A 10,903-nucleotide genomic window follows, 5' to 3' on the forward strand; every position below is an offset into this window, starting at 1 on the left:
TGAATTTAACCTTAACTACATGCGCAATTCAGCACAGGCTTACGGGCTGCAGTGGTTTCATCCAGGCGTGTGAGTGGAGTGGTATAGGGTGCATTGAGCACCAGCTCAGGGTTCTCCTCGGCTTCGCGCGCAATATGAATCATAGTGTCGACAAAAGCATCCAGCGTCTCTTTGCTTTCTGTTTCCGTCGGCTCGATCATGATGCATTCCTCTACATTTAGCGGAAAATAAATGGTAGGCGGATGGTAACCGAAATCAAGCAATCGTTTGGCTACATCCAGCGTGCGTACTCCAAATTTCTTCAAACCTCGCCCTGACATGACAAATTCGTGTTTACAATGCCCAGGATAAGGCAGGTCAAAGTGCGGAGCCAGCCGATGCATCATGTAGTTGGCATTGAGTACAGCGCATTCGGACACCCGCTTCAAGCCATCAGGACCGTAGCTGCGGATATAGGCATAGGCTCGGACGAGAATGCCGAAGTTTCCGTAAAAGGCTTTGACCCGCCCAATAGAATCTACGTGCTCCCGATCCCAGCGGTACACACCCTGCGGATCACGTACGACAAACGGCTTGGGCAAATAGGGAATCAGTCGCTGCTTTACGCCGACGGGTCCAGCGCCCGGGCCCCCTCCACCGTGCGGAGTACTCATCGTTTTGTGCAAATTGAGATGCACCACATCGAAGCCCATGTCCCCGGGGCGGGTAATCCCCATGATGGCGTTGGAGTTTGCCCCGTCATAGTAGAGCAGACCACCTGCGTCATGCACGATCGCGGCAATGTCAGTAATTTGCTTCTCGAACAAGCCCAGCGTGTTCGGATTGGTCAGCATGAGCGCAGCGGTGTCGTTGCCTACCGCTTGGCGGAGCGCGTCCAGATCCACCAGCCCCTCAGGGGTGGAGGGAAGGGTGATTGTTTCGAAGCCCGCTACGGTTGCACTGGCGGGGTTCGTACCGTGCGAGGAATCCGGCACGAGCACCTTGGTACGTCGCTCACCACGTGCCTCGTGGTACGAGCGAATCATCATCAGCCCGGTCCATTCGCCATGGGCGCCAGCAGCGGGCTGGAGCGTGACGGCATCCATGCCGGTCAACGCAGCCAGATCGTTTTGGAGCGTATGCAGCAGATCCATAGCCCCCTGGATGCTATTCTCCGGCTGATATGGATGAATTTTAGCGAAGCCTGCGTAACGGGCGACATCCTCATTCACTTTTGGATTGTATTTCATCGTACACGAGCCAAGCGGATAAAACCCGTTGTCGACGCCGAAGTTGCGCTGGGACAGGGCGGTATAATGGCGAATAACATCTACTTCGTATACCTCGGGTAATGCCGCAGGTTCGCTGCGCAGCGCATAATCCGGCAAAAGCTCTGCCACGGGGCGACGAGGAACGTCGCACTCGGGAAGGGAATAAGCGATGCGACCCGGACGGCTCAATTCAAAAATGAGCGCTTGATCGTGTTCCTTCAACAGCTCTTGTTTCTGATCCGGTCCGGTGTGTGTCATAGCAATCCCTCCAAGGTGTGTATAAATTGGTCAATCTCTTCTTTGGTTCTTTGCTCCGTCACGGCAATCAGCATATGACCTGCAAGTTCCGGATAGTCCCGGCCCAAATCATAGCCTGCGATAAATCCGGCAGCTAGCAGATTGTCCTGAAGTTGGCTCATATTCGTACCTTCAGGCAGCCTAAGGGCGAACTCGTTAAAGGTCGGTGCGTGAAACGAGGCAGTTATGCCATTCAAGCTCAGCAATTGTTCTAACGCATAGCGGCTTTTATGCAAATTCAGCTCGGCTACTTCCTGGATACCCTGTTTACCCATGACAGACAAGTACACAGATGCAGATAAAGCAAGCAACGCTTGGTTGGAACAAATGTTAGACGTGGCCTTTTCGCGGCGGATATGTTGTTCCCGCGCTTGCAAGGTCAGCACGAAGCCGCGTTTGCCGTTGCGGTCCGTGGTTTGGCCTACGATACGCCCAGGGATACGACGCATATGTGCCTGAGAAACGGCAAAGTAACCGCAGGTTGGACCGCCGAGGGAGGACGAGATCCCAAGCGGCTGCGCGTCTCCTACAACAATATCCGCGCCCTGCTTACCGGGCGCCTCCAGCAAGCCAAGTGCCAATGGGTTGGCACTGACGACCATTAGCCCCTTGTGTGCATGGATCAGGTCAGCCATCGGCTTCAGATTTTCCACGGCTCCAAAAAAGTTGGGGCTTTGGATCAAGACAGCCGCCGTCTGTTCCGATACGGCCGCGGCAAGCGCATCGACATCCGTTACGCCGTCCGAACAGCCGATCTCCACGATGTCCAAGTCCAATCCGCGCGCATAGGCTACCAATACCTGGCGTGCCTCTGGATGGACAGACCTTGATACGATAAGCTGTTTACGGCGCGTGGCTGCGGCGGCCAGTGAGCCCGCTTCCGCCAGAGCTGTCGCTCCATCGTACATGCTGGCATTCGCTACTGCCATGCCTGTCAATTCGCAAATATACGACTGGAATTCAAAAATGGCTTGCAGCTCGCCCTGGCTTACTTCCGGCTGATAGGGGGTGTAGGCTGTGTAAAATTCGGAACGTGAGGTGATGTGCTGAATGACGGACGGAATATGATGATCATAAATACCTGCACCAAGAAAGCTGGCATGTGTGTCTGTATTGGCGTTGTGTCCGGCCAGCTCGGCCATGTGGCGAGTTAAGGCTCTTTCGTCAAGCCGAGAGGAAAGAGGGAGTTCCCCTTGGTATCGAATTGCCTCTGGAATGTCACTGAATAAATCATCAATGGATGATACGCCCACCACACGCAGCATTTCGGCTTGATCTTGTTCGGTCATGGGGAGATAGCGATGCTGCTTCATAAGTTCTGGCTCCTTTCGAAAAGCAAAATTTAGATAGTAAATTAGCTAATACATAATCGTAGTTGGAAAATCCAGAATTTCGTATCTGACATGATCATTTTTTTGAAATGAAGAGGATTTAGGATCAGCGTGGCCGCTTATAAAAGGGGGCTGCGACCACTTCCGCACGCAGGCGTTTACCTCGAATTTCGACCTCTAACGGTGTAGATAGGGTGCTAAAACGACTGTCCACCAGGGCTAGCCCCAAATTACGCTTCAAGGTGGGCGATTGAGTCCCCGTTGTGACCTCACCAATGTGTTGGCCTTCCGCGAAGACTGGATAATGAGCGCGCGGGATACCGCGGTCAATCATTTCCAGCCCGATCAACTTGCGAGGAATTCCTTGTTCTTTCTGGTGTTGCAGTGCTTCTCTGCCGATAAAATCTCCTTTATTCAGCTTGACGAAGAAACCTAAACCAGCCTCAAGCGGTGAAATGGTGGCAGATAACTCTTGTCCGTACAGCGGCAGCCGTGCCTCAAACCGTAGTGTATCGCGAGCACCAAGCCCAGCGGGAATTAGCCCATACGATTCACCGCAACGAAGCAAACCATTCCACACGGCGGGCGCTTCCTCAGCAGGTATATAAAATTCAAAACCGTCTTCGCCGGTATATCCGGTTCGGGAGACGAGTGCTTTTGCTCCGAACAATTGCACGTTCTCATGGAATCGGAAAGATGCCAGATTCGTAATATCTGTATCTGTCACGGCTGCGGCAATATGTGCTGCTTCCGGACCTTGTAATGCCAGCAATGCGATCGCATCAGACACATTCTCCAGATGAACCGATGCAGGTACGTGGCGCATGAGCCAATCCCAATCTTTGTCGATGTTGGAGGCATTCACAACGAGCATGTAGCGCTCTGGTCCTTTGCAGTATACAAGCAAGTCATCCACTACGCCTCCATCGGGGTAACACAGGAGTGAATATTGTGCCTGGCCCGGTTCCAACTGGCTGACATCATTCGTGGTTACCCATTGCAAAAAAGCCTCGGCTTCTTTGCCCTCAACCAAAAACTCGCCCATGTGCGAGACATCGAATAAACCCGCGCGTTGCCGGACGGCCTCATGCTCTTTTTGGATGCCGTTAAACTGAACGGGAAGCTCCCACCCGCCAAAGTCAATACAACGAACCCCGGGCTGCGTCCCGTAAGACGAAAATAATGGTGTTCTTCGCAAATTAGACATTTTTTCACTCCTATCCAGTGTAATCGGCTAAACAAAAAAGACAGGCTGAAAGAAACGTATAGACGGCAGTCCATACTCTTCTTTCAGCTCTGTCCTTGATACCAGAAAGTTACCCCGGTGTGAACCAGGTTTCCCCTTGGGTGATCCGCTCTAATCGCGAATGCTCTCCAGAGATGCGTCCGGCAGAGGTCCTTTTGCCTGAGAGATTCACCTGCAATGCAAGTTTACTCCTTCGGCGCTACCTTTTGGATCAACGGTAGGTTACCCGGTTTTGCAGGTAACAAGTTGATCCGAGTTCGCGTGCACAACTGTCTCAGAAACGACAACAGCTATGCGAATTTTTTGGGTAGTCTCTCCCTCCGCGTTCATCCGCGTTTGCAGTTGTCGGGGTATTTCCAAAAGCATTTGCTATAACCCATTAATACGCAAATTCATTCAAAATGTCAATAAAAATGTCATATAAAACAATCCAAAAAACATTTAATGTATAAATAAGGATATGTAAGCGTTTGTTACAAGTTATCATTTTTTAATATTCTATGCTATATGAGATAACATGAAGTATTTTTGTTAGTATTATTGACATGATTGCTCATGTTGTCATAATCTTAACCTGTCTAATACAGGTGATTAAAAGCATTTTATTCATGTGGAAGTGAGGCGAAAGCAGGATGAGTGAAGTGAAACGGGAACTTTGGTATACAGACGAACATGAGTGGGTTCAGCGCACAGCAGACGGGACGTTGCGGATCGGCATTACAGACTTTGCACAGCATCAACTGGGTGATATTGTTTTTGTGGAATTACCTGGGGCGGGAGCAACGATTGAACAGGGGGCAGAGATTGGTACAATTGAATCGGTGAAGACCGTATCCGACCTTTTTGCTCCGGTGGCGGGAACCGTATTGAAAGTAAATGAAGCTCTGGAAAGCACACCTGAGCTGGTGAATGAATCTCCCTATGAAAAGGGTTGGATGATTGAAGTAGAGATGGGCAATGATGTCGAGGAAGCTCTGAGCAAGCTGCTGTCTGCGGATCAGTACGAGCAGTTGATTTCGGATGAACAATAACGAGCAATATAAGATGGAATATTAGCGCTTTATTCTAAATTTTTATATGGATATTGAATTGAATAAAAGCATCGTTAGTCCGCTCGTTTTGTGTATAAAATAGTCGCTATGATCTGACATGGCGGCTATTTTTTTGTTGTCTTTTAGAAGACGTAATTACGTCGATTTATTAGATTTAGAGGTGAGCTCCTCTATATAAGTGTGCAGATTTACAGCACTGTTTTTTCGACTAATTTCTATTGTTATCGGTCATATTAAGAAGAATTATGCAGGTATAATACGTTGTCCGTTATTTTAAATTTAAATGTTGTCATCAACGTTCATGACGAAAGTACGTTTTCATTTCGTTGATGAAGATAGCGCTGTCATTTAGTATGAATTTTAAGAAAAGGTAGTGATGCTATTTACTCACAAGGAGGATATGAATATGAGCACAGTGGACACAAAGTCCAGTTCAAACGGTGGCGCTCGTGTCGCCGTACAACGTTTTGGCCGTTTTCTCAGCGGTATGGTGATGCCGAATATGGGAGCCTTTATTGCGTGGGGATTAATTACAGCACTCTTTATTCCGACCGGGTGGTTCCCGAACGAGGGTTTTGCACAACTGGTTGATCCGATGAAAAATTATTTGCTGCCGCTGTTGATTGGTTATACAGGAGGCACGATGATTCACGGACAGCGTGGAGGTGTGATCGGTGCCATTATGACGATGGGTGTCATTGTGGGGGCCGATATCCCGATGTTCCTGGGAGCAATGGTAGCTGGCCCGCTGGCTGCATGGATCTTGAAGAAGTTCGATAAGGCCATTGAGGGCAAAGTCAAATCAGGTTTTGAAATGCTGGTCAATAATTTCTCGGCCGGGATTATCGGTGCCATTCTAGCACTGCTCGCTCATGTGGGGATTGGCCCGGTCGTGCAAACCATCAGTCAAGTGTTGTCGGCAGGTGTACAGTTCCTCGTGAACGCAGGGCTCTTGCCGCTTGTCAATCTCATTATTGAGCCCGGAAAAGTATTATTTCTCAACAACGCACTGAATCACGGAGTATTGAGTCCGATTGCGCTAGAGGAAGCTGCAAGAACAGGAAAATCCGTTTTGTTCATGCTTGAATCCAATCCTGGGCCGGGGCTCGGCATTTTGCTGGCCTATTGCCTGTTCGGTAAAGGCTCTGCGAAGTCGTCTGCTCCTGGTGCAGTTATCATTCATTTTTTCGGCGGGATTCATGAAATTTATTTCCCTTACATTTTGATGAAGCCGATTCTAATTCTCGCTGCTATAGCAGGGGGCGTTGTGGGAACCTTCTGTTTTATGTTGACAGGTGCCGGACTGGTTGCTGCTCCTTCACCAGGCAGTATCATTGCTTATTTCCTGATGACACCAAAAGGCGGATATTTGCCGATGCTGAGCGGTGTGATCGCTGCTGCAGTCGTATCCTTTGCTGTTGCCGCAGTATTGCTCAAGACAGGTAAGCAAAAGGAAGAGGGGCTGGAGGAAGCTGCATCCCGCCTGAAAGATATGAAAAATCAAAGCAAGGGTGCAAGTGCTAACGCCACTGTAATGGAAGATAACCACGCATCTGATCGTGCTGCTGAGATTGCCGCAGATCGAATGCTCAAGGATAAATCCGAAGTGAACAAAATTGTCTTTTCCTGTGATGCAGGTATGGGTTCAAGTGCCATGGGAGCTTCAATTTTACGCAAAAAAATGAAACAGGCGGGCGTGGGCGTTACGGTAACAAATACGGCAATCAGTGAAATTCCACAGGATGCGGACATTGTCATTACGCAAAAAACATTAACAGACCGGGCTAAAACGGTAGCCCCGAATGCTGAGCACATTTCCATTGACAATTTTCTGAAAAGCCCTGAATACGAAGCGCTGGTTGACCGTCTGAAATCCGACTCTTAATTCCTATAAAGTCAGCCGTCTGTGTACAGTTTGTATTTCCTGCTGAAAGGGAATAGAGCTTGGGAAGGAACGGTATGCGCTTATGAATATTACGAAACGACAATCTGACATCGTGGAGTATCTTTTGGAGCAGCCCCATGAGGTTACGGCCGGAGAAATTGCCGAGAAGATTAATGTCAGCACAAGGACGGTCCATCGGGAACTTGGCGCAGTCGAGTGCTGGTTGGCGGCTCATGAGGTAAAGCTGGAGAAAAAATCAGGGATCGGTATCTATGTGGATGCCGACCCGAATCAGCTTGCAAGTCTACGGGAGCAGTTGCTGCAAACGAAGTCAGACGATTACTCGGCTGAGGAGAGAAAGATTGTAGTGCTGTGCATGCTGCTGGATACACAGGAGCCGATCAAGTTACTGGCGCTGGCATCGGATTTGAAAGTCACAGTAACTACGGTCAGTCATGATCTGGACGAATTACGAGGCTGGATTGCAGATCGAGGGCTCGTGCTAGTGCGCAGACGGGGATACGGTGTCGAGATTACAGGACGGGAGATAGACAAAAGACGGGCGATTTCTGAGCTGGCTCTCGAATATTTGGATGAATCGGCTCTGTTTTCCGGTCGTGAGGAGCTTCGTCCGGTGACACGTGTCACTGAAAAGTTGCTGGAGATGATTGGCAGGGAGAACTTGCTAACCGTGGAGAACGCCCTCTGGCAGCCTCATGATCAATGGCTGAAAAACATGGTGGAAAGCAAATATATGGAACTGCTGATTCAAATTTGCGTTTCTCTGGCACGTCTGCGCCTTGGGTACGTTGTGGATCATCGTCTCTCGTATTCGAAAACAGATTCAGAGGAGAATATCATGCTGCGCACAGCTATGGTGGAGCGTATATGCGCAGAGTTGTCAGCGGCGCTGGATATTGAATTTCCAGAACCGGAACGATGTTATTTCGGGTTGCTGTTCCGTGATGCTGAGGATCATTCCACCCGCTTGCTGCCACTGGATGATCTTGTACTGCTGGAGTCGGTTCATGAGTTGATTCGTCGTGTAGAGGCAGAGACAGGCACACCATTAGCAGAGGATCGTGTCCTGCGTGAAGGCTGATTGCCCATATGGCTCCAGTATTCAAACGTTTGAGGGAAGGGAGAGCGATCCGCAACCCTCTCCTTCAGCAAATCCGCAAGGATTACGGCAGCTTGTTCGACTCGGTCAAAAAGGCTGCGGCGGATATGACAGAAATGGAAGTACCAGATGAAGAGATCGGATTTCTGGTCATGCATTTTGGCGCTTCGTTGGAGCGGCTGCGACAATTGCAGCGGGAGGTTCGAGCAATCGTAGTCTGCACGAGCGGAATTGGGTCTTCCAGACTTCTGGCAACAAGACTGGCCAAGGAGCTGCCACAGATCAAAATCGTGGATAGGGCCTCATGGTACGAGGCAACGCGGATTCCCAAGGAGGATTATGATCTGATCATTTCGACAGTGGAGCTGCCGCTTGAGCCGGATCGGTATCTCAAAATCAGCCCGCTGCTGACGCAAGAGGAGAGTGACCGCCTGCGTCATTTCATCCAGCATATTACACTCAATCAACTCAGTGATCATCGTCAGGAACAGGCTGTTCTCCCCGGCCAGGGCATGGAGTGGCTTACCGGTCTACGGAAAAGCCTTGAGGAGATTGTACACATTGTACAGCAATTTCAAGTATACCCGCTGGAAAATCAAGGGGTGGATATGTCAGCCACTATAGAGGCTATCTGCATGTTGGAGGCAGTGCGGGGAAATGTCACAGAGCCTTCTGTTGTTGCTGAACAACTTGTAGAAAGAGAGCGTCAAGGGAGTCAGGTGATTTCTGATACCTCCGTTGCTTTGATTCATACGCGCAGTCCCTATGTTCGCCAGCCTTCGCTGACCTTGTATAGGCTGGCTGAGCCGCTGCTGGCGGATGTAGATGAGCAGGTAGAATGCGTTCTGCTGATGTTGGGACCTCGTGAGTTGCCGAAAGAAAGCTTGGAGGTATTGAGCGAGATTAGTGCATTACTGTTGCAGGAAGACATGATTACGCTACTGGAACACGGTAGCAGGGATCAGATTGCCAATTATATATCGAGTGAGCTGGCTGAATTTTTCCACAGTAAATTAGGGACAGGGAGGAATCTAACGTGAGTATTATGACGATAGACAAAATAAAAATGAACGCAACCGCCAAAGACAAATATGAGGCGATTCGTATGGCAGGACAAATTCTGCTGGATGCAGGACATATTACAAGTGAGTATATTGACAAGATGCTTGAACGCGAGGAGATCGTATCCACCTATATTGGGAACGGGCTGGCTATTCCACATGGTACCAAGGAATCCAAGACGCTTGTTCAATCCACTGGCATCTCCATCGTTCAGTTCCCGCAAGGCGTAGATTTCGGGGAAGAAAAAGCATACATGGTGATCGGTATTGCAGCCCAAGGCGGCGATCATATGGAGATTTTGACGAGTATCGCTGTGGTATGTGCGGAGGAAGAGAACATGGACAAACTTCGCAACGCAGTGGCTCCACAGGAAATTATAGATCTGTTCGAAAGTGAGCTGGAGTTATGAGAGCCGTTCACTTTGGAGCAGGAAATATCGGTCGTGGCTTTATTGGGCTGATTTTGTCGCGTGCAGGCTATGAGGTTGTCTTTTCAGATGTCAACGAGACCCTAGTATCTGAGTTACGCCGCCGCAAGCAGTATACGGTAGAGTTGGCGAATGATACGAAGGATACGGAGACAGTTACGAATGTAACCGCGATTGACGGTAGAGATGCATCGGCTGTAGCGGACGCGGTAGACCATGCTGATCTGGTCACGACCGCGGTAGGGGTTAGCATCCTCAGGCATATTGCAGCAGGTATTGCCGAGGGCATAGCGCGGCGGGTAGAGCGAGGGGCAGGCCCGCTGCATGTGATTGCTTGCGAAAATGCAATTGGAGGCAGCGCCCAACTGAAAGAGCATGTTTTTGCGCTACTGGATGAGGCGACTCGTGCCAAGGCAGAGGTTTCGGTTTATTTTCCCAATGCCGCTGTAGACCGGATTGTGCCGATTCAGCATCATGAGGACCCGTTGCATGTGCAGGTAGAGCCTTTTTATGAGTGGGTTGTGGATCGCTCGCAAATGGCTCCTGTTCATCAAGAAATTGAAGGCATTCTTTACGTGCAGGATCTGGAGCCTTACATTGAACGCAAGCTGTTCACGGTGAATACGGGCCATTGCGTGGCAGCCTATATTGGTTATGTCGCAGGTTATGCCACGATCCAGGAGGCCATGAAGGATACCAAGGTGGTGGACTCCATACACGGGGCGCTGGAGGAAACAGGAGCGGTGCTTGTGAAGAGCTTCGGTTTGAATCAAGGGGAGCATAAGAAGTACATCGCTAAGATTCTGGATCGCTTCCGCAATCCTAATCTGACAGACGAGGTTACTCGGGTCGGACGTTCACCGCTTCGCAAGCTGTCTCCCAATGACCGTCTTGTACGTCCCGCGCTGCAAGCACAGGAGTATGGTATCCGGACCGATCATCTGGCGTTAGGAATGGCTGCTGCCTGCAAATTTGATATTACGGAAGACCCCGAAGCAGTTGAGCTTCAGCAGGTGATTCGCAGCCAAGGGGTGAGTGAAGCGCTGACACGTTATACGTCCATACCTGCAGATGACCCGTTACATCGACAGGTATTGGAGCAATATGATATTATAAGTTCATAAAACAACGTAATAACACGCACTTATTTCGATTATCCTCTTGAAGACAAAACATCTATATGAGCACAAAAGTGTTCTGTAGAGTTGAACTTCAAGAGGATTTTTATATGCG

Annotated in this window: 7 protein-coding genes, 1 pseudogene and 2 riboswitches; of the genes and pseudogenes, 5 read left to right on the forward strand and 3 right to left on the reverse strand. The window is 49.6% G+C overall.

Annotation, left to right across the window (positions count from 1 at the left end):
• Nucleotides 1–11 precede the first annotated feature (11 nt).
• From gcvPB to gcvT, 3 genes are all read right to left on the reverse strand, one after another.
• Nucleotides 12–1,508, reverse strand: a complete 1,497-nt coding sequence (gene gcvPB, locus C400_RS0109150; protein WP_017426743.1) for an aminomethyl-transferring glycine dehydrogenase subunit GcvPB — start codon at nucleotides 1,506–1,508, stop codon at nucleotides 12–14.
• Entirely contained in the window at nucleotides 1,505–2,860 is a 1,356-nt protein-coding gene (gene gcvPA / locus C400_RS0109155; protein ID WP_017426744.1) for an aminomethyl-transferring glycine dehydrogenase subunit GcvPA, read from the reverse strand. Before gcvPA ends, gcvPB begins: the two co-directional genes overlap by 4 nt.
• A 124-nt stretch (nucleotides 2,861–2,984) precedes the next feature.
• The gene (gcvT, locus tag C400_RS0109160) at nucleotides 2,985–4,085 is read right to left on the reverse strand and encodes a glycine cleavage system aminomethyltransferase GcvT (RefSeq protein WP_017426745.1); all 1,101 of its coding nucleotides are present in this window, start codon (nucleotides 4,083–4,085) and stop codon (nucleotides 2,985–2,987) included.
• A gap of 79 nt (nucleotides 4,086–4,164) precedes the next feature.
• Nucleotides 4,165–4,261, reverse strand: a riboswitch (glycine riboswitch).
• Nucleotides 4,262–4,454: riboswitch (glycine riboswitch) on the reverse strand. It lies immediately after the preceding riboswitch.
• A 302-nt stretch (nucleotides 4,455–4,756) separates the two neighbouring features.
• Between gcvT and gcvH the strand changes: the two genes are divergently transcribed.
• From gcvH to C400_RS0109185, 5 genes and pseudogenes are all read left to right on the forward strand, one after another.
• On the forward strand, nucleotides 4,757–5,155 hold the full coding sequence (gene gcvH / locus C400_RS0109165) for a glycine cleavage system protein GcvH (protein WP_016819056.1): 399 nt from the start codon (nucleotides 4,757–4,759) through the stop codon (nucleotides 5,153–5,155).
• Between the two features lie 427 nt (nucleotides 5,156–5,582).
• Nucleotides 5,583–7,061, forward strand: a complete 1,479-nt coding sequence (locus tag C400_RS0109170) for a PTS mannitol transporter subunit IICB (protein ID WP_017426746.1) — start codon at nucleotides 5,583–5,585, stop codon at nucleotides 7,059–7,061.
• An 82-nt stretch (nucleotides 7,062–7,143) separates the two neighbouring features.
• Nucleotides 7,144–9,221, forward strand: a pseudogene (locus C400_RS28555) (BglG family transcription antiterminator).
• Nucleotides 9,218–9,652 (forward strand): PTS sugar transporter subunit IIA, encoded by a 435-nt coding sequence (locus tag C400_RS0109180; protein WP_016819053.1) that lies wholly within the window; start codon nucleotides 9,218–9,220, stop codon nucleotides 9,650–9,652. The pseudogene C400_RS28555 and the gene C400_RS0109180 overlap by 4 nt, the downstream one beginning before the upstream one ends.
• Nucleotides 9,649–10,794, forward strand: a complete 1,146-nt coding sequence (locus C400_RS0109185) for a mannitol-1-phosphate 5-dehydrogenase (RefSeq protein WP_016819052.1) — start codon at nucleotides 9,649–9,651, stop codon at nucleotides 10,792–10,794. The genes C400_RS0109180 and C400_RS0109185 overlap by 4 nt, the downstream gene beginning before the upstream one ends.
• Nucleotides 10,795–10,903 lie beyond the last annotated feature (109 nt).

It is taken from the genome of Paenibacillus sp. ICGEB2008 (assembly GCF_000307675.1).
Lineage (GTDB): Bacteria > Bacillota > Bacilli > Paenibacillales > Paenibacillaceae > Paenibacillus > Paenibacillus polymyxa.

Bases quoted from the DNA above. Each gene is read 5' to 3' on its own strand.
- gcvPB (WP_017426743.1), bottom strand. From the start codon at position 1,508: ATGACACACACCGGACCGGATCAGAAACAAGAGCTGTTGAAGGAACAC.
- gcvPA (WP_017426744.1), bottom strand. From the start codon at position 2,860: ATGAAGCAGCATCGCTATCTCCCCATGACCGAACAAGATCAAGCCGAA.
- gcvT (WP_017426745.1), bottom strand. From the start codon at position 4,085: ATGTCTAATTTGCGAAGAACACCATTATTTTCGTCTTACGGGACGCAG.
- gcvH (WP_016819056.1), top strand. From the start codon at position 4,757: ATGAGTGAAGTGAAACGGGAACTTTGGTATACAGACGAACATGAGTGG.
- C400_RS0109170 (WP_017426746.1), top strand. From the start codon at position 5,583: ATGAGCACAGTGGACACAAAGTCCAGTTCAAACGGTGGCGCTCGTGTC.
- C400_RS0109185 (WP_016819052.1), top strand. From the start codon at position 9,649: ATGAGAGCCGTTCACTTTGGAGCAGGAAATATCGGTCGTGGCTTTATT.